The sequence below is a fragment of the Pseudoalteromonas sp. 2CM37A genome, assembly GCF_023161885.1.
In the GTDB taxonomy this organism is placed as follows: domain Bacteria; phylum Pseudomonadota; class Gammaproteobacteria; order Enterobacterales; family Alteromonadaceae; genus Pseudoalteromonas; species Pseudoalteromonas atlantica.
Map to the genome: position 1 here is coordinate 402,468 of NZ_JALNTJ010000005.1, position 23,317 is coordinate 425,784.

The 23,317-nt window shown below is 41.1% G+C and carries 17 protein-coding genes; 14 read left to right on the plus strand and 3 right to left on the minus strand.

The annotated features are described in order from the left end of the window. The first annotated feature begins 44 nt into the window (after positions 1-44). The 11 genes from MTF68_RS14275 to MTF68_RS14325 all read left to right on the plus strand — a co-directional run bounded on the left by MTF68_RS14275 (position 45) and on the right by MTF68_RS14325 (position 15,373). Positions 45-263, plus strand: coding sequence for a hypothetical protein (locus tag MTF68_RS14275; RefSeq protein ID WP_004589174.1), 219 nt, complete (start codon positions 45-47; stop codon positions 261-263). Then, positions 256-1,332, plus strand: coding sequence for an AI-2E family transporter (locus MTF68_RS14280; RefSeq protein WP_248462856.1), 1,077 nt, complete (start codon positions 256-258; stop codon positions 1,330-1,332). Before MTF68_RS14275 ends, MTF68_RS14280 begins: the two co-directional genes overlap by 8 nt. A 126-nt stretch (positions 1,333-1,458) precedes the next feature. Continuing rightward, positions 1,459-3,684 (plus strand): aminotransferase class V-fold PLP-dependent enzyme, encoded by a 2,226-nt coding sequence (locus MTF68_RS14285; RefSeq protein ID WP_248462858.1) that lies wholly within the window; start codon positions 1,459-1,461, stop codon positions 3,682-3,684. A gap of 516 nt (positions 3,685-4,200) precedes the next feature. Further along, positions 4,201-5,847: a glucose-6-phosphate isomerase gene (gene pgi / locus MTF68_RS14290; RefSeq protein ID WP_004589177.1), complete on the plus strand. Its 1,647-nt coding sequence runs from the start codon at positions 4,201-4,203 to the stop codon at positions 5,845-5,847. A 268-nt stretch (positions 5,848-6,115) separates the two neighbouring features. Next, positions 6,116-7,588: a glucose-6-phosphate dehydrogenase gene (gene zwf / locus MTF68_RS14295; protein ID WP_004589178.1), complete on the plus strand. Its 1,473-nt coding sequence runs from the start codon at positions 6,116-6,118 to the stop codon at positions 7,586-7,588. A gap of 3 nt (positions 7,589-7,591) precedes the next feature. Continuing rightward, positions 7,592-8,302, plus strand: a complete 711-nt coding sequence (gene pgl / locus MTF68_RS14300; protein ID WP_248462860.1) for a 6-phosphogluconolactonase — start codon at positions 7,592-7,594, stop codon at positions 8,300-8,302. A 338-nt stretch (positions 8,303-8,640) separates the two neighbouring features. Next, entirely contained in the window at positions 8,641-9,348 is a 708-nt protein-coding gene (locus MTF68_RS14305; protein WP_004589180.1) for a SapC family protein, read from the plus strand. A 246-nt stretch (positions 9,349-9,594) separates the two neighbouring features. After that, a complete protein-coding gene (locus MTF68_RS14310) occupies positions 9,595-10,629 on the plus strand; it encodes an isoaspartyl peptidase/L-asparaginase (protein ID WP_248462862.1) in 1,035 nt (344 codons plus the stop codon). A 95-nt stretch (positions 10,630-10,724) separates the two neighbouring features. Continuing rightward, complete coding sequence (gene hrpA, locus MTF68_RS14315; RefSeq protein WP_248462864.1) at positions 10,725-14,612, plus strand: ATP-dependent RNA helicase HrpA; 3,888 nt, start codon at positions 10,725-10,727, stop codon at positions 14,610-14,612. Between the two features lie 74 nt (positions 14,613-14,686). Next, a complete protein-coding gene (locus MTF68_RS14320) occupies positions 14,687-15,067 on the plus strand; it encodes a response regulator (RefSeq protein WP_024034218.1) in 381 nt (126 codons plus the stop codon). Between the two features lie 9 nt (positions 15,068-15,076). Then, positions 15,077-15,373 (plus strand): PilZ domain-containing protein, encoded by a 297-nt coding sequence (locus MTF68_RS14325; RefSeq protein ID WP_004589184.1) that lies wholly within the window; start codon positions 15,077-15,079, stop codon positions 15,371-15,373. Positions 15,374-15,468: 95 nt separating this feature from the next. On the opposite strand, the gene MTF68_RS14330 is transcribed toward MTF68_RS14325, so the two are convergent. Then, positions 15,469-16,659: a class I SAM-dependent methyltransferase gene (locus tag MTF68_RS14330; RefSeq protein WP_054983075.1), complete on the minus strand. Its 1,191-nt coding sequence runs from the start codon at positions 16,657-16,659 to the stop codon at positions 15,469-15,471. Between the two features lie 140 nt (positions 16,660-16,799). On the opposite strand from MTF68_RS14330, the gene MTF68_RS14335 reads away from it, so the two are divergent. Together MTF68_RS14335 and MTF68_RS14340 are read left to right on the plus strand one after the other, a co-directional pair. Continuing rightward, positions 16,800-17,456: an HD domain-containing protein gene (locus MTF68_RS14335; protein WP_004589186.1), complete on the plus strand. Its 657-nt coding sequence runs from the start codon at positions 16,800-16,802 to the stop codon at positions 17,454-17,456. Position 17,457: 1 nt separating this feature from the next. Beyond that, complete coding sequence (locus MTF68_RS14340) at positions 17,458-17,886, plus strand: VOC family protein (protein WP_248462866.1); 429 nt, start codon at positions 17,458-17,460, stop codon at positions 17,884-17,886. Here the strand turns inward: MTF68_RS14340 and MTF68_RS14345 are convergent. Together MTF68_RS14345 and MTF68_RS14350 are read right to left on the minus strand one after the other, a co-directional pair. After that, the gene (locus MTF68_RS14345) at positions 17,883-18,878 is read right to left on the minus strand and encodes a two-component system response regulator (RefSeq protein WP_054983078.1); all 996 of its coding nucleotides are present in this window, start codon (positions 18,876-18,878) and stop codon (positions 17,883-17,885) included. The two genes, MTF68_RS14340 and MTF68_RS14345, sit on opposite strands and share 4 nt — an antisense overlap. A 9-nt stretch (positions 18,879-18,887) precedes the next feature. After that, positions 18,888-22,220 (minus strand): MHYT domain-containing protein, encoded by a 3,333-nt coding sequence (locus tag MTF68_RS14350; RefSeq protein ID WP_248462867.1) that lies wholly within the window; start codon positions 22,218-22,220, stop codon positions 18,888-18,890. 309 nt (positions 22,221-22,529) lie between these two features. On the opposite strand from MTF68_RS14350, the gene MTF68_RS14355 reads away from it, so the two are divergent. Continuing rightward, a complete protein-coding gene (locus MTF68_RS14355; protein ID WP_248462869.1) occupies positions 22,530-23,180 on the plus strand; it encodes a SprT family zinc-dependent metalloprotease in 651 nt (216 codons plus the stop codon). The last annotated feature ends 137 nt before the right edge of the window (positions 23,181-23,317 follow it).

Consider the following 23,317-nt stretch of genomic DNA (forward strand, 5'->3'; position numbering starts at 1 on the left):
AATATGCGACTTATTATTCATTTTACTTAGCGAGTAAAGTAGTTATGTTAGAGTGCGATTTAAAAAAATTTAAATGCCCACAACAGTTTGTACAATTTAAATTAGCGCTTCGTAATGCGCAGTCATCTAATAAGGCAATAACGTTTAGTATAAATAACGACGAAAGCGCAGATGATATTACGCGTTTTTTAAGCAAAAATGCATATACATATAAATTTGATCAACACCTAGGACTATTACTAGTGGAGCCATTGCATGTTTGAATACGTTAAAACATGGTACGAAAGAAAGTTCTCAGATCCTCATTCAGTCACCTTACTTTTTTTACTCATTGCCTCTGTGGCATTACTGTACTTTTTTGGCTCGTTAATTGTTCCTGTGTTAGTGGCATTGGTTATTGCTTATTTACTTGATTGGCCTGTTGTACACTTAGAGCGCTTTGGGTTAAAACGCTTTAGCGCCACAGTCATTGTAATGCTGATATTTACCGGAGTTATGCTTACCCTTATTTTGGTTATTGGCCCAGTACTTTGGAAGCAAACCAGTAATTTAGTACAAGAAACCCCGCACATGGTAGAGCAAGGTAAGTCATTTTTAATGGCCTTACCACAGCAATACCCCAGTTTAATTAATGCCGAGCAGGTCCAAGCTATTGTGGCAAGTGTAGAGGCAAAGGCGCTCGAATTTGGCCAAGTTATTGTCTCGTTTTCACTTACTTCGTTGAAAGATGTTGTGGCATGGCTTATTTATTTGGTGCTTGTACCCTTACTTGTATTTTTTATGCTTAAAGACAAGCTTGAGCTTACAAGCAGTGCCGCTACGCTTATTCCGCAGCAGAGACGGTTAATTTTGCAAGTGTGGCACGAAATGAACCAGCAAATAATGAATTATATTCGAGGCAAAGTATTCGAAATTTTAATTGTGGGTGGCACCTCGTTTATTGCCTTTACTGTACTTGATTTACGTTATGCAGCTTTACTTGGCGTGTTGGTTGGGTTTTCGGTGTTAATTCCATTTGTGGGGGCGGCATTGGTTACCATACCGGTTGCGGCGGTGGCGCTGTTTCAATTTGGTATCGAAACGCAGTTTTGGACCATATTAATAATTTACGGGATCATTCAGGCGCTCGATGGCAATGTATTAGTGCCCTTGTTGTTTTCTGAGGCCGTTGATTTAAATCCCGTATTTATTATTGTTGCAGTGCTATTTTTTGGTGGCTTATGGGGATTTTGGGGCGTGTTTTTTGCCATTCCGCTCGCATCGCTTGTAAAAGCGCTAATAAATGCCTGGTCATCAACCCATGGAGAAATAACAAAAGAGTTGGCAGAGTAACGTACTTTTAGTTTAAAAAAGCATAGTAAACGCACCTAAGTTACTAATTGATTATTACCCAATGAGAACAAACTTATGTACTATTGGGTATAAGATATATTTTTTAGTAATAAAGGTGCGTTTTTAATGTCTGAGTTTTTATTGCACGATGAACAAGCAGCCCAAGTTTATCTTGATGCAAACGCTACAACACCTGTTTTACCCTGTATTGCCGACGTGGTGTCGCACACCATGCAAATTTGTTTTGGTAACCCTTCAAGCCCCCATATTAGCGGTATACAAGCTAAGTATTTATTAGAACAAACAAGGCAAAATGCACGCCATGTTATTGGTGCGCCCGATGGCGATATTCTTTTTACCTCAGGCGCAACAGAGGGCATACAAACAGCCATTGTTTCAACGCTCATTCATGCTAAAAATCATACGATTAAAAACCCTGTATTATTGTACGGGGCAACTGAGCACAAAGCGGTGCCTAACACGTTAAAACATTGGAATAGCGTTTTAGGCATTAACGCCCAATTACTGGCTATTCCTGTTGATAGTAAAGGGGTTTTAGATTTAGCGTTTATTAATGAGCACATAAATAACGCGCTAATGATTTGCACCATGGCGGTTAATAACGAAACCGGTGTTTATCAAGACTTAAACGCTATAGAACATACTATTCGCAGCCGTAATAAATCAGTGTCTTGGATGGTTGATTGTGTACAAGCCTTAGGTAAACAAGCGCTAGCGCTTAGTAGTACCAGCATAGATTATGCCCCGTTTTCGGGCCATAAACTCTATGCACCAAAAGGTATTGGTTTTTTATACATTAAAAATGGCAGTGCCTATACGCCATTTATTGCGGGGGGCGGGCAAGAAAGCGGCATGCGCTCTGGCACCGAAAACCTACCAGGTATAGCAGGGCTTAATAAACTGTTTAACTTGCTGCTAGATAAAAACGACGACACGTTTAAGTCGGTTGAGGTATTAAATAGCTACAGAGCGCAACTGCTTAATGCGCTGCAAAGTACCTTTGGTGATATAACCTTTAATCACGATTTTTCACATTCTGTACCTACCACCCTTAATTTTGCTGTCGATACGCTTACCTCCAAAGAGGTTATTGATTTATTTGACGCAGCAGGCATTAGAGTGAGCGGTGGTTCGGCATGTAGTACAGGGGCAACGCGCAGTTTTGTGCTTGATGCAATGGGAGCAACCAATTGGCAAAGTGAAAACGCCATTAGGCTGTCTTTTGGGCCAGCTGCAACCGAGCAGCAAATTAACCAAGCATGCAAGCGAATATGCTCGCTAAAGGCGGTATTAGAGGCCAATTGCTTAATTGTTTCTGACAGTGCCTCGCCAAAGCAAGAAGTATGCGCGCTGGGATTAACACAATTTAGGCATAAAGGGGCGTGTAGCTGGCTGTATGTTAGTGACGATGACAGCGCCGTTATTATTGACCCCGTATTAGAGCTTATTCCACGCTTTGAAAAAATAGTGAGCACACAACAGCTCAACGTAAAAGCAATTTTAGATACCCACCAGCACCAAGACCGGCCAAGCGCAGTGGCTTTGTTAAATGAAGTACTGGGCACACCGCATGCGATGCAAAATAGCATTGAGCTTGGTACAAAAACGCTAACCATAAAGCCAACCCCAGGGCACAGTAAAGACAGCGTTAGTTATTTATTAAAAGATCGCACCACAGGCCATATTGAGTATTGTTTTTGCGGTGATTTAATTTTACCTGCAGGACTTGGCAATACCTCGATTGAAGGGGGCAGTGCAACGCAAATGGCACACTCACTTATTACCCTTGCTGAGAAAATGAGTGACGATACGGTTATTTGTTCGGGGCATGACTATCAGCAATGCTTTGCCATTAACTGGCGTACTGTACGTGCACAAACGCCTTTGCTTAGCCCGTTATTAAATGGAGAACTAAGTACGGCGCAATTTGCACAGCTAAAAGCACAACACGATCAGCTACATATGCAAACCAGTAACCAATTGTGTGGCTATGTACAGGCGGCGGTGCAAACAGACACTAAGCAGCTAGACTTTGGACAAGCTAAAGCGTTACTAACGCAAAAAAATGTGTATTTAATTGATACCCGTGAGCCGTATGAACATGGCGCAATTAATGTGGCGGAGCTTTTTGCCGCGCCTTTATCTAATACGCTTAATATTTCACTTAGCCGTATGGCTAACGCCATAGTACAAAATCAATTAAACCCGCAGCACACCTATATATTACTGTGTAGAAGCGGCAATCGTTCTAAAATTGCAGCGGCAAATTTACAGCAATTAGGCTTTGCGAATATTTATAACGTAGCGGGTGGCTTGGCGTTGGTGAGCTAATTATGGGCCTAGTTTTGAGGATGTTTTAACCACCTATAAAGCTAGGCGAGTGCATACGATGCATTTTATGCTTTGGGCCTATAATGTTTCGAAGTTTAATTTGCAGCAGTGTTTGGTATTTTTATATGGATGTAAGCCAGTAGCGTAACGCTGGAGCCGTTACTGAGCCCACTAGGGTACAAACCTCGCGGCAGGATTAAATTGTTCCTAGTTTGAACAAATTTTAATCCTAAAAGGTCAACAGGCCCTAATTCATGAATATTTAATAAATGTTGTTTAAACTATTAAATGCTTAAAATTTGTGGGTAATTAATTCATAAAATTTTTATGATACCGGTGTCAAAAGTAAAAAATTGCGTTATTATCTGCATCATAAATTATAAAAACAGCATTTTTATTACTTTTTTCGTTATACTAAGCGCTTGCTTTTTTACTAGCACTACGCGCAATTAGCGAAGTCTTTTTACCTAAAACTGTTTTTAAATCATTAATTTAAATATTTTAGAGGATATTTACATGTCTAATCGTTCGCAATTAGCAAGTTGGCAAGCACTGCAAAATAGTGCCGCGCAGATGAAACAAACCCATCTAAAAACGTTATTTGCACAAGATGATACACGATTTGATGCATTCTCTACTCAAATTCCGGGTGTGTTGTTTGATTATTCAAAGCAGCGTATTGATAAAACTATTTTTGCACAACTCATCGAGCTTGCTAAAGAGTGTGACATTGCCTCTTGGCGCGACAAGATGTTTAGCGGTGAAAAAATCAATATTACAGAAGAGCGTGCTGTTCTTCATACTGCTTTACGTAATCGTGCCCATACACCTTTAGTTGTTGACGGCGAAGACGTAACACAAGCGGTTGATAACGAATTAGCTAAAATTAAAACCTTTGTAGAAAAAGTACGCAGTGGGCAATGGGTAGGCTACACAGGTAAAGCAGTAAAAGATGTGGTAAGCATTGGTGTAGGTGGTTCAAACCTAGGCCCGCAAATGGCAACCGAAGCGCTAAAAGCACTTGCTGATGACACTTTAAATGTTCATTACGTATCTAATGCTGACGGTGTTCAAATTGCCTCTGTGTTAAAAGCAATTGACCCAGAAACAACCTTGTTTGTTATTTCATCGAAAACATTTACCACATCAGAAACCATGACCAACGCCAAAACGGCCGTTGATTGGTTTTTACAAACAGCAAAAGATGACAGCGCCATTGCTAAGCATTTTGTTGCTGTTAGCACAAACTTAGAAAAAACCGCAGCCTTTGGTATTAGCGATGAAAACGTATTCACTATGTGGGATTGGGTAGGGGGTCGCTTTTCACTTTGGAGTGCGATAGGCTTACCTATTGCGTTATACCTAGGTTATGACGCGTTTGAAGCTATTTTAGAAGGCGCATTTGAAGTAGATGAGCACTTTAAAGCAGCCCCATTTGAGCAAAATATTCCGCTTATAATGGCACTACTTAGTGTATGGAATACCAGCTTTTTAGGCTTTACGTCGCAAGCTATTTTACCGTACGACCAAGCGCTTCATATGTTACCTGCGTATTTACAACAAGGTGAGATGGAAAGTAACGGTAAACACGTAAACTTTGCTGGCGAAACCGTACCTTATACAACGGTTCCTATTATTTGGGGTATGACCGGTATTAACGGTCAACATGCGTTTTATCAGTGTTTACACCAAGGTAATGTAATTGTACCTGCTGATTTTATTGCCTCAGTTAAGCCGCAGGTAGCCGTAGATAAGCATCACGATATTTTATTATCTAACTTTTTAGCGCAAACAGAAGCAATGATGAGCGGTGTAGATGCACAGCAAGTCACAGAAGATTTAGCCGCTAAAGGTAAAACACAAGCACAAATTGATGAGTTACTAAATCATAAAATTCATCAGGGTAATCGCCCTACAACATCTATACTGCTAGATACAGTTGATGCAAAAACAGTAGGACGCTTAATTGCGCTGTACGAACATAAAATTTTCTGCCAAGGCATAATTTTAGAAATTTGCTCATTTGATCAATGGGGTGTAGAGCTTGGTAAAGGCCTTGCCTCTAAAATTGAAAGCGAACTAACCGATGACAGCGTAAAACACGCCCACGATAGTTCAACAAATGGCTTAATTGCGTACTACAAGCAACACCGTACGCAGTAATATATTCGCTTATGTAAATAAGCAAACCGAGTACCTTTGAACGGGTAGCGCTGGAGTTCTTAGGGCCTGTATTTTTGTGAGAGGATTTACAGGACTCCTAAGACTCATTTAATTGTGCGAACAGTCAAATAATAAATAAAACGCCATAGCGTAAAACATTCAATAGGCTTTTATTAACACTAAGAGCCACTGTCATTCAAGCACTAAACCTGCATACCAAGCGGCTTATGGAAGTCGCTTTTAGGTATTACAAACGTAGAGAGTAACTATGCTTAATCCTTTTGATATTATAATTTTTGGGGGCGGTGGTGATCTTGCGTTACGCAAATTGCTACCTGCAATGTACAGAGCATATCAAGAAGGCAACTTACCAGAAGGCTCGCGTATTCTGCCTACAGTGCGTGAAGAAAGTAAGCGTGCTGACTACATAGAAACAGCACACAACGCACTGAAAGAGTTTTTAAGTAAAGGCGAATTTAACGCTAAAGATTGGAAAGCATTTTCTACTTACTTAGTGCCTGTAGTAAGCAACGTAACCGAAGCTGACGACAACTGGGATGTACTTAAAGGCATTTTAGATGAGCACGACAGCAATAAATCTCGCGTATTTTATTTATCACTTCCGCCTGCTGTTTACGGCACATGTTGTGAAATTTTATCAACGAAAGGTTTAATCACACCCACTTCACGTGTGGTTGTTGAAAAGCCAATTGGTTACTGCGGCGAATCAGCAGAGGCTATCAATGGTAAAATTGCAGAGTTTTTTGACGAAGAGCAAATTTTCCGTATTGACCACTACTTAGGTAAAGAGACAGTACAAAACCTAATGGCACTGCGTTTTTCAAACTCACTGTTTGAAAACATGTGGGATGCTAAATCTATTGATAATATTCAAATTAGTTTATCTGAAACGGTAGGCCTTGAAAGCCGTGCTGGTTTTTACGATAAAGCCGGTGCACTGCGCGACATGGTGCAAAACCACCTATTACAGTTATTGTGCTTAGTGGCAATGGAATCACCAAATAAACTAAACGCAAATAGCATCCGTACTGAAAAACTTAAAGTATTAGAAGCACTTCGTCCGTTACTTGAAGGTGACGTAGATGAAAATATCGTTCGCGGTCAATACGTACCAGGGGATTTAAACGGTAAAATTGTACCAGGTTACTTAGAAGAGCTTAACGAAGGTTCAAGTAAAACAGAAACCTTTGTGGCTATTCGTGCACACATTGATAACTGGCGCTGGGCGGGGGTACCTTTTTACCTTCGTACTGGTAAGCGTATGGCTAAACGTTGTGCAGAAATTGTGGTTGAGTACAAAAAAGTATCGCACAATATTTATGAAGAAAACGTGGGTAATATTGAGCCAAACCGCCTTGTTATTCGTTTGCAGCCTGAAGAGACGATTCAATTAACGCTTATGTCTAAGCGCCTTGATAATCTTGAAATGCAATTAGAGCCGGTAACGATGAATATTGAGCTTTCTCAAGCATACAGCAACGGTTTCCATTCTGATGCGTACAAACGCTTAATGCTTGATGCTGCAGCTAATAACCCATCGTTATTTATACACCGTGACGAAGTTCGTCAAGCGTGGAAATGGATAGATCCAATTATTGAGCGCTGGCAAACCAAAGGCAAACCTGCACTTTACCGTGCTGGTAGCTGGGGACCGGATGATGCTGATGAATTATTAGCTGAAAACAACCACGTGTGGTTTAACACAGGCGATAAGGCGTAAGGTATGGCAACACTTGTTGAAAAATTTTTTGACTCAAAAGATGAGTTAACCGCTGAGCTATCACACACGCTTGAGCAATCTTTACGTGATGGCATAAAAAGTGATGGCCGTGCTGTGCTAATGGTATCGGGCGGTTCGTCTCCGGCGCCGGCGTACAAGCACTTATCAACGCTTGATTTAGATTGGCAAAATATAGATGTAGCCATGGTTGATGAGCGCTGGGTTGAGCCAAGCCACGAAAAAAGTAACGAAGCGTTTATAAAAAGCACCTTGTTACAAAATTACGGCAGTGCCGCTAATTTTATTACCATGAAAAACGATGCAGCAACGGCAGAGCAGGGCGCACAAGTATGTGAAGCCGCTTATGGCGCTTTAAAAGCACCGTATGATGTAACAATTTTAGGCATGGGCCCAGATGGCCATACAGCGTCTTTGTTCCCACATGCGCAGGGCCTTGAGCATGGTTTAACAACACAGCAAACTGTGTGCGCTATTAATGCAATAGAAAGCGACGTGACAGGCAGCATTACAGAGCGTATGACACTGACTTTAAATGCAATAGCAAACTCTAAAGTGGTTAAACTCCTGATCAGTGGTGAAGAAAAGCTAGCGGTTTACAAGCAAGCTAAAGCGGGTGGCGATGTAAACGATATGCCACTTCGCGCTGTGCTAAACCACCCAAGCATAAATATTGAAGTGTATTGGGCGCCTTAATTTAGCCGCTCATTTACAGTTTAAAAAGGCAGCTTAATTAAGCTGCCTTTTTATTTGGCTAAATAACATGCTAAACCTATTCAAAAAATACCGTCAAACTGTTAACCAATGTTAATGGTTTTTATGGCGCTGTATTAAAATTACCCGTTATTTGTACTGTTTTTGAGCGTATTAGTTGCGTTTTTATTGTCTGTTTTTTAGCAACGCCCAGATTTAGTTAAACTTTATTTTTTCATGACGGTTGTCATAAAACTTTCCCTTCCTTTTTTCGTTCAAAAGCATTAGCCTAAAGGCATTAACAATGAAACATATATATTAAAAATAAACGGAGCAGTAACATGGCGGAGCAACAAGTACAGCCTTTACACAACGAAAAGCATGCCAACACTAAAATTCAAAACGGCATCAACGTTGAATTTATGAAAACTCAACATTTAGTGCCAGTAGTTGCACATGAGTTTGCACGCGTAGCAAATGAATTCCCAATGTCTTTTGTTAAAAACAACGAAAGCGGTACTTTCCAAGCAGTTGCAATGTTTGGCCTAGAGCCAGGCGAAAACCTGTTTGTAGAAGATGGTAAATGGACAGCAGCTTTTGCTCCTATGGCATCAACGCGTTACCCATTAGGTCTAGTAAAGCACCCTGAGCAAGATCAGTACGGTATTGTGATTGACGAAGCAAGCTCGCTTGTAGGTGAAGAAGAAGGCAACGCATTATTTGAAAACGGTGAAGAAACAGACTACTTAAAGCGTCGTAAAGAGTCTTTAGTGTCATTCATTGAGTTTTCTCAAGTAACAGAAGCATTCACTAAATACTTAGCTGATAAAGAGCTACTAGTAGCGCAAACGCTAACAGTAGACATTAAAGGCGAGAAAAAAGACATCAACGGTATTTACCTTATCGATGAGAAAAAACTTAACTCGCTTAGCGATGAAGAATTTTTAGAGCTTCGTAAGCGCGGTTACTTAGCACCTATTTATTCGTTCTTAACATCTACTCACCAAGTAGCACGTTTAGCACGTTTAAAAGCTAAGCAAGACGCGTAATTACATACACGTTTAGCTAAAAAGCGCCTGATGGCGCTTTTTTTGTGCCATTAAACTTACTCTATGCCAATTGGGTTAAAAAGTAGGGGTGATGAAGGGAAATAACACCCTCGTATTTCGCATTATTATTAGGCTGTTTATTAGCTGCTTAAATAAAGTGCTAACTTAATACCGTTGATATTAGTTGAAAAAATACGTGTAACCATTCAAAGTAAATTCAATACTAAATTTAAAAAAGAGCGCACTATGAAAAAAACATTCTTATTGTCAGTTTTAGCCAGCGGCTGCTTAACACTAAGCACGCAAGCAGTAAGTGAACAAGCCCCGTTTGCTATAGCGATTCATGGTGGAGCAGGCACAATTGAAAAAGCAAAATTTACCCCAGAGCAAGAAAAAGCCTACCGAGCAAAACTAGCCGAAGCTGTTGAAGCAGGTTACACCGTACTTGAAAAGGGCGGCGAAAGTTTAGATGCAATCACCACTGCTATTGAAGTATTAGAGCAGTCGCCTTACTTTAATGCTGGGCGCGGAGCAGTGTACACCTATGATGGCAGCCATGAACTTGATGCCTCAATAATGGATGGGCGAAACCGTCAAGCGGGTGCGGTCGCTGGCGTAAAGCACATAGAAAGCCCAATTCAATTAGCCCGCTTAGTAATGGATAACTCAGTACACGTAATGCTTAGTGGTCAAGGCGCTGAAGAATTTGCAAAAGAGCAGGGCGTTGCGCTGATAGAAAATAATATATTTGATACTAAGCACCGTTATGAAGCACTTTTAAAAGCAAAGCAAAAATTAGAAAAAGAAAAAGCAACCAGCAAAAACTACCAAGCTGCGCATAAAGCCCTGCCAACAAATTATAAAATGGGCACCGTAGGTGCAGTGGCACTTGATAAAAACGGCAATTTAGCCGCAGGTACATCTACAGGTGGCATGACCGCAAAACGCTTTGGCCGCATTGGCGATTCCCCTGTTATTGGCGCGGGTACATTTGCTGAAAACGATTCGTGTGCAGTATCGGCCACCGGTCACGGCGAGTATTTTATTCGCTACAGTGTTGCCAGTGATATTTGCGCACGCGTTAAATATCAAAATAAAACCATTGAACAAGCTGGGGATGAGGTTATTAACCAGGTGCTTGCGCCTATAGGTGGTACAGGTGGGGTTATTATTGTGGATGCTAAAGGTCATATTAGTATGCCATTTAATACCACGGGCATGTACCGAGCGAGCAAATCGAACACGCAAGCAACCTTTGTGGGAATTTTTAAAAACCAATAGCGTGATATATAAGCCTTATAGGGATTGTAGGATTAACGCTGCGCGTTTATTTTGATACTATTAGCCCTCATTTATTAAATTTATAAGGTGTGCGGGTGGTAAACCTAGGTCAGTTGTTTGGCGAGCTTAAAACGTGCTTAAAAAAAGATCAGTTTATATTTAAAAAACGCTTACATGGCGTAAAAAAAATACAAGACGAGACTAAGCAGGCCAATGCCCTTGAAAAAATAGCGGCTGATATTACCCGCAGCCAGCAGCTACGTGAAAAACGTTTAGCTGAGCTGCCCGCTGTAACGTACCCTGAGCAATTACCGGTAAGTCAAAAAAAGGACGTCATTAAAGACGCCATTGCGAATAATCAAGTGGTGATTATTGCCGGTGAAACAGGCTCAGGTAAAACCACACAAATACCAAAAATGTGTTTAGAGCTTGGCCGTGGGGTTGATGGCTTTATTGGCCATACCCAGCCACGACGTTTAGCCGCGCGCAGTGTAGCTAACCGCATTGCTGAGGAAATGAAATGTGAGCTTGGCCAACAAATCGGTTTTAAAATACGCTTTAGTGATCAGGTTTCTAATAATACGTATGTAAAACTGATGACCGACGGTATTTTGCTCGCCGAAATACAACAAGACCGCTTTTTAAATCAGTACGACACCATCATTATTGATGAAGCCCATGAGCGCAGCTTAAATATCGATTTTATTTTAGGGTATTTAAAAAACTTACTGCCAAAGCGCCCCGACTTAAAAGTTATTATTACCTCGGCGACCATTGATCCTGAACGTTTTTCAAAGCACTTTGATGATGCGCCAATTATTGAAGTATCGGGACGTACATTCCCCGTTGAAGTGCGCTATAACCCTATAAGCGATATAAATAAAGACGCTATGGAAGCCGAAGGCGACCAACTGCAAGGTATTTTTGATGCGGTAGATGAGCTGTGCGCTGAAGGGCCAGGGGACATTCTCATATTTTTAAATGGCGAGCGCGAAATACGCGATACTGCAGAGGCGCTCTCTAAACGTAATTTAAAACACACCGACGTATTACCACTTTATTCGCGCTTATCTAACGCAGAGCAAAACCGTATATTTGCCCCGCATTCGCGCCGCCATATCATTTTATCAACCAACGTGGCCGAAACCTCATTAACGGTGCCGGGTATTCGTTATGTAATAGACCCAGGTACAGCGCGTATTAGCCGTTACAGCTATCGTACTAAAGTACAGCGTTTACCTATTGAGCCTATTTCTCAAGCAAGTGCGAACCAACGTATGGGACGCTGTGGCCGTGTTGAAGCGGGTATTTGTATTCGCTTGTATTCGCAAGATGACTTTATATCTCGCCCAGAATTTACAGACCCAGAAATACTGCGCACTAATTTAGCCTCTGTTATTTTGCAAATGTTGGCATTAGGGCTTGGCGATATGAGCGAGTTTCCGTTTGTACAAGCGCCAGATAGCCGCAATATTAACGATGGTTTAACCCTACTTGAAGAACTTCAGGCGATTAAGCCGAGTAAAAAGCGCCATCAAACGAGTTTAACGCAATCAGGGCGTGAGCTTAGCCGCTTACCGGTCGACCCGCGTTTAGCTAAAATGGTGTTGACGGCTAATAAGCTCGGTGCACTACGAGAAGTTATTATTATTGTGGCAGCGCTATCGATTCAAGACCCCCGAGAGCGCCCGCAAGAAAAACGCGCCGCAGCGAACGAAAAACACAGCCGCTTTGATGACCCTGACTCGGATTTTATTGCTTTTTTAAATCTTTGGAATTACCTAGAAGAGCAGCAAAGTGAGCTGACAAATAGCCAGTTTAGAAAGTTGTGCCAAAAAGACTTTTTAGCTTATATGCGTATTCGTGAGTGGCAAGACATTGTTTATCAAATAAGCACTGTGTGCAACGAAATGAAAATTAAAGCCACCACGCAAGTGGCAGACTCAGAGCTAATACACAAAGCGCTACTGAGCGGCATGTTAAGTCACATAGGCTTTAAAGACGAAAAGCAAATATATAAAGGCGCTCGTAATAGCCAGTTTCATATTTTTCCGGGTTCTGGATTATTTAAAAAGAGCCCCAAATGGATTATGTCGGCAGAGCTGGTAGAGACCAGTAAACTATACGCACGTATTAATGCCAAAATAGATATTAATTGGGTAGAGCCCCTTGCACAGCATTTAGTAAAACGAAGCTATTCTGAGCCGCATTGGGAGAAAAAACCAGGCGCTGTTATCGCGTTCGAGCAACAAACCTTGTACGGCTTATTGGTGGTTAATAAACGCCGCTGTGTGTATAGCAATATAGACCCTAAAGTTAGCCGTGAGCTGTTTGTACGCACCGCCCTTGTAGAGCAAGAGCTTGGCTTAAATGAACAATTTTTGGCGTACAACCGCGAGCTAATAGAAGATATTCAGGTACTTGAGCATAAATCGCGACGTCGCGATATTTTGGTTGATGAGCAAACGTTATTTGAATTTTACGATAAAAAAATACCTAAAGAAATCAACAACCGTGCAGCCTTTATTAAGTGGTATAAAGCCCAAAAGCAAAAAGATAAACGCTACCTATACATGACCCGTGAAGAGCTTATGCAACACGGTGCAAGTAATATTACTGAGTTTGATTACCCTGACACATGGCAGCAAGATAATATTATTTTGCCGCTGAGCTATCATTTTGATCCAGGACAAGCTGTTGATGGGGTGGCTGTACAAATACCGGTAGCACTTTTAAACCAAGTGCAAGAAACCGGGTTTGATTGGCACATACCTGCCTTTAGGCATGAGCTAATAAGTGGTTTAATTAAATCGTTACCTAAGTCGTTACGTCGTAACTTTGTACCTGCTCCCAATTACGCTGATGCTGTACTGGCTGCCATTGAGCCTATGCAAGGCAGCTTACTTGATGCACTTACTACACGCTTACTAAGAATGACAGGCGTAAAAGTAGATATAGAAGCGTGGGATTTAAACGCACTGGCGCCTCATTTAAGATTGCAGTTTGAGGTGCGTGATGAGCACGATAAATTGCTTGCACGCGGGCTAGATTTAGCAAAACTAAAAGCACAGCTGCAAGGCAAAGTAACCGATACGCTATCGAAGGTGGCCGATAAAGGCATTGAAAAAGCCGATTTAACACAATGGGACTTTGGCGCTTTGCCTGCCTCGTACGTTAAAAAGCAAGGCCAATACGAAATAAAAGCTTACCCAGCACTGGTAGATAAAAAATCCACAGCGGCAATTGAGCTCTTTGATAGCGAAGAAAAAGCCCAGCAAGCGCATCAGCAAGGTTTACGGCGTTTAGTTTTATTAAATGTGCCGTCGCCAATAAAGTACCTTCAGCAAAACTTGCCTAATAAAGCCAAACTGGGCTTGTACTTTAATCCGTTTGGGAAAATTGCGGATTTAATTGACGATTGTATTGCCGCCGGCGTAGACAGCTTATTAATAAAGCATGGCGATATACGCGATGAAAGCGCTTTTGATAAAGTTAAAGAGCAAATTAGGGGCGAACTAGGCGATGCTGTAGTAGAAATTGCCACCCAGGTTGAACAAGTTTTAAGCATTGCTCATGCGTTACATAAAAAAATGAAAGGGCGTGTCGATTTAACTATGATAACTGCCCATGGCGATATAAAATCGCAGCTTGAGTCACTTATCTTCAAAGGGTTTGTGAGCGCTCACGGTGCGAATAAAATGCCCGACCTAATTCGTTATTTAAAAGCGATTCAAAAACGTTTAGAAAAACTGCCTGTTGATCCTAACCGCGATAGACTGTGTGTTTTAGAACTTGAAAAAGTAGCGCAAGAGTACAAAAAGCTCGTAAATAAAATTCCAAAAGGCTTACCTATTCCGCAACAGGTAAACGCTATTTTTTGGATGCAGCAGGAGCTTAGGGTGTCACTGTTTGCGCAAACCTTAGGTACCCCATATCCTATTTCTGCAAAACGCGTTATGAATGCGATAAAAGAGATAGAATAAAACTTGCATTTTCTATTAAGCTTAGTACCTTAATAGAAGGATTTATTTTTGGTTGAGAAGGAAGCGACATACCTATGTCCTCATCGGTTGAACATAAGATTAAGCGATTGTTAGTTGTAGATGACGAGTATTTTAATTATGAAATGCTTAAATCTGCCCTGACCTCAAAATTTGATGTTAGTTATGCTGACTCGGGGAAAAGCTGTTTGGCGTCTGCCATTGCTAACCCGCCGGATATTATTTTGCTTGATGTATGTATGCCTGGCCTCGATGGGTATGATACATGTCGGATGCTTAAGCACACGCCTGAAACTAAAAATATACCTGTTGTTATGGTTTCGGGCTTAGAGTCGCCCTCGGAAAAGCAAGCTGGCTTTGATGCAGGGTGTGATGCCTATGTAGTAAAACCGTTTTCGATGGGTACTTTATTTGAGCAAATAAACACGGTTGTTTAAAGGTGATGCATGTTTACTGAAGATAAGCGCAATTTTAGACGTATGCAGGTTAATACTCCTGCGCAATTAACAACAATAGAGCCAGTTGCTGGGCTAAATTATACCGCAGAATGTGTTGATTTAAGTGCCACTGGGCTATCACTTCATTTAGATGACTTGCTTGAGCTCGATACTTTGTTACAGGTTAATATAGAATCGACTCACCCAAGTATTGCCTCTTTAAATGCAACGGCTAAAGTTATACGTGCTAGCAAAGAAGACGATGGCACCATTACCGCAGGATTAGAAATAGTTCAGTTTAATTAAATTGAATAAACACCAAGCGGCTGGCTTTTGTTATTTCGGGTATTAAACAACGTTCGATTTATTACCTACGTCCTTGTAGGTAATAACAATAATTTTTAGTAAACCTTACAAATCAAGCCTTTTAAGTAAAAGCCTTCAGGGTAACTGCCAGCAATAGGGTGATCGGCCGCTTGATTTAAACGCTCCATAATCAATAGCTCTTTACCTGCATCTAGCGCAGCGTCTGCTACCACTTTTTGAAACAAGTTTTGCTCCATTAATCCAGAGCACGAGAAGGTAAGTAATGTACCGCCTGGTTTTAATATTTGCATAGCAATCATGTTTATATCTTTATAACCACGACATGCACCGGTTAACTGCGCTTTGTTGTCTGCAAATTTTGGTGGGTCCATCACAATAGTGTCAAACTGTTTGCCTTCCTCACGGTATTGGCGTAATAGCTTAAACACATCTTGTTTTACAAAATCGACTTTATTTAAATCTAAGTTATTGTGCTCTACGTTACGCTTAGCGGTATCCAGTGCTGGTTGTGATACATCAACATTAGTGACGTGTTTACAGCCACCACGTAGTGCGTAAAGTGAGAAAGTACCTGTGTAGCTAAAGCAATTTAATACGGTTTTATCTTTTGAAAAGCGCTCAAGTGCTGCGCGGCTATCACGTTGATCCAGATAAAAGCCTGTTTTATGACCTTCTAAAATGTCTACTTCAAGCTTTAAGCCATTTTCTTCAATAACTACAGGCTCTGAAGGTTCGTTGCCCCACAGTACACCTTTAATAGGTTCTAAGCCTTCTTTGGTGCGCACGTCTACATCTGAGCGCTCATAAATATTCGCACCAGGAAAAATAGCCATTAACGCGCCTACAATTTCACCTTTATGGCGCTCAGCGCCGGCACTTAGTAATTGGCAAACTAAGGTGTTATCAAACTTATCAATGGTTACACCTGGCAAGTAGTCAGACTCAGCAGCACACAACCTAAAGCCAGTTAAACCGCCTTCGGCTATTGCATGCTCGCGGGCATGTAAAGCACGGCGTAAGCGACGCTCAAAAAAGTGTTGGTCTATTACTTCTTTTTCATCAAAGCTCCACACTCGCGCTCTTATTTGTGAGTGAGGGCTATAAGCAGCGGTGGCTAAAAATTTACCTTCGCTGTCGTGAATGGTGACCGTATCACCTAAGCCTGGTTTACCTTTAATTTTTTTGATGGCTTTTGAAAATAACCAAGGGTGTTTTCTTTTTAATGATTTTTCGCGACCAGCTTGTAGGTAAACGGCAGATGACATAAGGCTTCTCAGTTGTAATAAATAAGCGCTGTATTTTAGTCAAGCATAGGGCAACATACAATGAATGTTTTGCAAGGGAGGTGTAAAGCACGTTAAAGTACGGATAATTCTCATATAAATTAGTTTTTTGGAACATCACTGTGGCCAACACTGCTTTAAGCCCTGAGTTACAACAGCTTGATTCTCAATGTCGCTCATTTATTACTTCGTTAATACATGCCGATGTAGCACACGACATAACGCATATTGAACGCGTAGTGCGTGTTGCTATTCAATTATGTCACGCCGAGCAAGCCAATATGAATATTGTTTTGCCAGCGGCGTGGATGCACGATTGTGTTGCGGTGGCAAAAAACCATCCCGATAGAGCAAAAGCATCTACTATGGCGGCAGATAAAGCCATTGCGTTTTTAAAATCAATTAACTACGACGCATGTTTGTTTGATGATATTCATCATGCTATTGCTGCCCATAGCTTTAGCGCCAATATAGCGGTTAAAACTGTAGAAGCGCAAATCGTGCAAGATGCCGATAGAATGGATGCACTCGGTGCAATAGGCGTTAGCCGTTGTATGAAAGTAGGGGGCTCTATTAGCCGCTTACTGTATAACCCTGATGACCCATTTTGTGTTAACCGCGAAGCAGATGATAAAACCTATACCCTTGATCACTTTTTTATTAAATTGCTTCATATTGCTAAGAGCATGAATACGCCCTCAGCTAAAGCCGAGGCAGAGCGACGCACAGAGTATATGTATGCGTTTTTAGAGCAGCTAAAATCAGAAATTGGTCAATAATATGAGCGCTCCTTTATTATCGGGCATTGATCATTGCCACCTTAATGTTGAAAACATCCAAGAAGCGCTAAAGTGGTACAAGCAGGTACTAGGCTTTAGCGTAGTTGAAGAGCTTGCCTTTTGGGATGAAAATGACAAAGGGCCACTCACACTTGAAGATAGCGCAAAAACAACGCGTTTAGCGTTATTTGAAGGACAAGGGCGAAGCAAAGGTATTGCGTTTGCAGCCACCGGTGCACAGTTTATTGGTTGGGTTGATTATTTAAATGACTTAAACATAAAAACTGTACTGGCTGATCACGGTGTAACGTTTTCGCTTTATTTTAAAGATAACAGTGGGAATAGCCACGAAATAACCTCTCATGACTACCCGCACATAAAAGCGGTATATGGTGATGTAAAACAAGGCTCACGCACGCGCAATACTTAGTGTTGCTCTTGATATGTGTTTTTAATTGCGATTATAGCATCGAGCTTATTTACAAATAAATTGATGAGGTGGGGGTCAAAGTGTTTACCCGCTTGTGCTTGCATATGCTCAAGCGCTTCTTCTACACCCCAAGCCTCTTTATACGGGCGTTTTGAGGTAAGGGCATCAAATACATCTGCAATAGCCACAATACGCCCTTCAACCGATATTTGTTCGCCTTTTAAACCATTAGGGTAGCCACTGCCATCCCACTTTTCGTGGTGCTCTATAGCCAGTTTATGGGCAAGTTGTAATAGCGGTGATGAGGAATTTGCTAAAATTTGCGCGCCAATAGCCGCATGCTGTTTCATGTGGTCAAATTCGTCAGGGGTTAATCGCCCAGGTTTTAATAAAATAGCATCCGGAATACCTATTTTACCTACATCGTGCATGGGGGCTGCTTGGCGAAGTAGCTCTGCTTGTTGCTCACCCATGCCAAATTCTAATGCTAATAATTTACTGTATTGGCTCATCCTAGCAATGTGCTCGCCAGTGTCTGTGTCTTTGTACTCTGCAGCGCGGCCTAACCGATGTACTAAATCAACATGGGCTTGCTTTAATTGCTCGGCTTGTACAAGCGATAAATGCGTTTTAACACGTGCGCGCACAATCGCAGGGCTAATAGGTTTAGTAATGTAATCAACAGCACCGAGTTCAAAGCCTTTAAACTCATCGCTTTCATCACCCAAAGCCGTTACAAAAATAATTGGGATATGCGAAAGCGCGGGTGTGCTTTTAAGTATTTCGCACACCTCAAAGCCATTCATATCGGGCATCATGATATCGAGTAATATAAGTTTAGGCTGTTCTTTTTCCAGTAGCGCAAGTGCTGCAGCGCCTGATTTAGCAAAAGACATACGGTATTGATTACCTAATACTTCTCGCATGACTTTTAAGTTAGCAGGTTCATCGTCAACGATTAATATACGTGGTTTGTCGTTGCTAAAATCCATTCAATATTCTCATTCTTGGGTAAACTCTTTAATTAGACCGTCTAGCACGTGTTGCGCCTGATCAAAGTCAAATTCATCAAATGCGTTTACAACCTCAGTTACTTGAGTTTGTAGGTGTGCAGGGGCGTTATTTTCAAGCTGCGCAAGCAAATCATCGTTGAGCTCGGCGCTTTGCGCTTCATGGTGTAGCGTTTCACACAGTGACTTTAATTCAGCCGCACTTAGCGTGCTTTTTTGCTCATTATTTTCACTCTCAGCAGGCGTTATTTGTGCGCACTCATCGCCTGATATTAATTGCGTTATTGTCTCTAACTCGCCTTTTATTTGTGTTACTAACGCTGTAGATTGCTCAGAAGTTTGCTCGCGCTCTAACTTGGCTAATAAAGTCATTAATGTTGTTAGGCCTAAATTACCGGCGACCCCTTTAAGGGTATGTATCAGGCTATTGGCGTCTTTAATCTCAGATAACTTACTGTTAAATAAAATATCAAATCGTTTATTGCTGTCATTTATAAATTTGGCAATTTCGGTTAACTGTTTGCATTTATTACCCCAAAGCATCACACCTTTTTCAAAGTCGATGTGTTTAGCCTCAGGGTCTGATTGGCTAATAACCATATCTTTAGCAATACCTAAGCCAAGCACCTGGGCAATTTCTTGGTTAAGCTGATTTATATCTATCGGCTTATTAGCAAAGCCGTTCATGCCGGCACGTTTAGCTGTGAGTTTATCTTGCTGTAGGACGCTTGCCGTTAACGCAATAATGGGGGTAAATTTAAGCTGCCTTTGCTTTTCTATGGCTCGAATTTTTGTGGTTGCTTCTATGCCATCACACTCAGGCATATGAATATCCATTAAGATGACATCAAAATCTTGCTTCTCGAATATTGCAATAGCCTCTAAACCGTTGCTTGCTTTGCTTACCAAATGTTGATCTTTAGAAAGTAATAACGAAAGCAGCTCGGTGTTTTGCTCAATATCATCCACCACAAGTACCCTTAGCGATGGTAATTGAGTGTGCAGGCCATCGAAATGGTCTATTTTTTCTGAATCGCCTTTTATAAGCGGTAAAGAGAAGTAAAAGCAGGTGCCTTTGTTTTCTTCACTGACTAGGTTTATAGTGCCGCCCATCAGCTCTACTAATTGTTTACTAATGGTTGTTCCAAGGCCTGTACCGCCAAAGCGACGAGTAGTGGTACCATCGGCCTGAACAAACGGCTGAAATATAGCTTTAACGCGGTCTTTGGCAATACCTATACCGGTATCTTGCACTTCAAAAAAGAGCTGATCGGTTTGTGTAGTACTTACAGTTAGCTCAACCGAACCTTGTTCGGTAAATTTAATGGCGTTACCGATGAGGTTAGTTAAAATTTGCCTTAACCTATCTGGGTCGCCATAGTAAGTTGTGGCAACAGAGTCTTTAATATTCAACTTTAAACGCAAGTCTTTCTTTTTTGCTTCAAGCCAAAATGTCGAAATAATGCTATCGAGTACTTGTTTTAAACTAAAGTGAACGGGTTCAATCGTTAGCTTTCCGCGCTCAAGTTTTGCGGTATCAAGCACTTCGTTAAGTAACCTTAATAATGAACGCGCCGCATTATTAACTGTAACCAAGTGTTTTTGCTGTTCTTGGTTTAACGGAGTGTCCATCAGTAGGTCGCTAAAACCGATAATAGAATTCATCGGCGTGCGGATCTCATGGCTCATATTAGCCATAAAAGATTGCTTAGCGTGCGCTGCTTCTTCAGCTTGCAATTTTGCCTGCTCAAGTTTGTCTTCGTATTCTTTTTGTTCTGTAATATCAACCAATACCCCATCTATCCACTGCGGGTTATTATCTTTATCACAGGTAATACTGCCTTTATCTAATACCCAGGCAACTTTGCCGTTACGGTGGCGAATACGATACTCTACCGAGTACTTTAAACTTGAGGTCATGGCTTGCGCTACGGCTTCGTTTACCGTTGGCTGATCTGTTTTTAAAATAAGGTCGTTAAGTTCAATGCAGCTTTCTGTGAACTCTTCTGGCGTGTACCCAGTTAGCTCAGCCACTGTTGGGCTGATAAATAGCATGCTCCAGTTTTCGTCGTACTTACAGCGAAAAGCAGCGCCAGGCATATTATCCATTAAAGAGCGGTACTTTTGCTCTTTTTCAATAAGACTTTGCTGCATAGCGCGTTGTTCGGTTAAATCGGTGATAAAGCCAACATATAACGGCATATGACCTGGCTGATTAACCTCCCCTATACCTAAGCGAATAGGAAAAAGATGGCCATCTTTGTGTTTGGCAGACACATCCCTATTTATACCAATTACTTTACCTAGATCTACATTTTTGGCGTGAGACAAATAGCCATCATGGTGGCGAGCTATTTCATCGGCCATCAGCATTTTTACATTATGACCTTGAACTTCGTTTTCTCGCCAACCAAAAATTTTGCTGGCCGCTTCGTTAAAGCTCAAAATAATGCCGGTGTGATCTATAGTCACAATGCCATCAATAGCAGTGCCTAAAATAGCATTTAGTCGAGATTCATCCGCCGATTTTTCCTCAAGCAGTAAGCGGTATCTAACCATGCCATTTATAACTGCAATGACACAGGTTATAGCAACGGTCGCGGTAGCTACGGCAATAGCCACAAAAGCAAGCTCAGTGGTTGACTCTTGATAATCGGGTAAAAGCGGAGAGGTTGCAACAAAGCGGGTAGCAGCCATACCCATATAGTGCATACCAGCCACCGCTGAGCCTAAAATAACAGCGGTAATAGAGCGCGCTTGCAGTTGTGATAAATTAGGTAGCAAACGCGTTAAATGATAACGCGTAAAAAGTGCTATGAATGATAAACCAACAGCGACCACAATTGATAAAGCAAATATGATTGCATCGTAACGTAGTAACGGGGCCAGCTCCATTGCTGCCATGCCGCTGTAGTGCATTGTACCAATGCCTGAGCCTAGTAAAATAGAGCAAATAATAAGGTTTTTATATGACCCTTGCGATTTTACTAAAATCGAAAAAGCATACTGACATGAAATAAACGCCGGTAAAAAAGACAACATGGTAATGAGTGGATCATAGCTAATGTTTGTGCATAACGAAAAGGCCAGCATACCTATAAAATGCATGCTCCAAATACCGGCCGATAAAACCGTGGCACCGGTTACATTAGCTAAGCGTTTATAGTTTTCGAACTTTGTTTGCTTAGCTACATCAACTAACCAGATCGTAAAAAAGGCAGCAAAAATAGCGGTAATGACCGATAAAGTAACCAGTATAGGGTTATATGCACCGTTGATAATGAGGCTCGGATCGTGGTCGGTTATAAAAAATGCAGACAGCATAGTGGCTCAAATTAGTATCTTTATTGAACTAGTTTAATAGATTTATTTTATAAATAAACTGTTAATCTAATAATTTATATTATAAATCAGCGAGGTTACTTTTTAGCATTAAAGTATTAACATGCGTAGCGTACTTTATTAATAAGACGTTATTTTGCGTAAATAAAAATAATAATAAACACTGAGCCCATTTATTTATCGCTAAATAACTGCATTGAATAAATAAGGCTTTATAATACGCTTTTATTTATATTTAGAGCATACACCTTGTTTGAGTATCAGCTAAAACGCAGTGCAAGGCGTAAAACAGTGGCAATAAAAGTTAGCCAAAAATTAGTTACTGTTTATGCGCCTACACACGTGCCAAAACTACAAATAGAACAATGGCTGTTTAGTAAAAAAGAGTGGGTAACTGCGCAATTGCATAAACAACTTAACGCCATTGATACTCAACAACACCCGTTTAAAAACCAGCAAATAATGGTTTTTGCTAAGCCATATACCATTACTTTTGCAAAAGGGACACGCTCGCATGTTCAGCAATCCGATAGCGAGTTTACTATTTACACTTCTAATCGAGTAAGTAAACAGCCTGAAAAACGCAAGCAGTTACTTTGCCTTGCCCTTGAAGAAATGCTAACAAACTACATTGAAATGCGTTTAGCTTATTATTGCCAACAGATGTCAGAAGCATTACCGACTAAATTGACGATTGGAAGTTATAAACGTAAGTGGGGGAGTTGTAATTCTCGGCGAGAGCTAACCTTTAGCCTTAACCTTGTTGGGGCGCCTCATCATATAATTGATTATGTTATTGTGCACGAATTGGCTCATTTAAAGTATTTGAACCACAGCAGCGCTTTTTGGAAGCGCGTAGCTAACTTTTATCCCGATTATAAATCTGCATCAGCATGGCTTAAAAACCACGGAGCAACATTACAGTGGGTATTTGATAATTAGTCTAAAAATGAAGTTTTAAATAGTGATGAAAAAGATGTAGAAAAGGATACTGAAAATAAGAAGTGGTGGAGGGAGCTGGATTCGAACCAGCGAAGGCTGAGCCGTCAGATTTACAGTCTGATCCCTTTGGCCGCTCG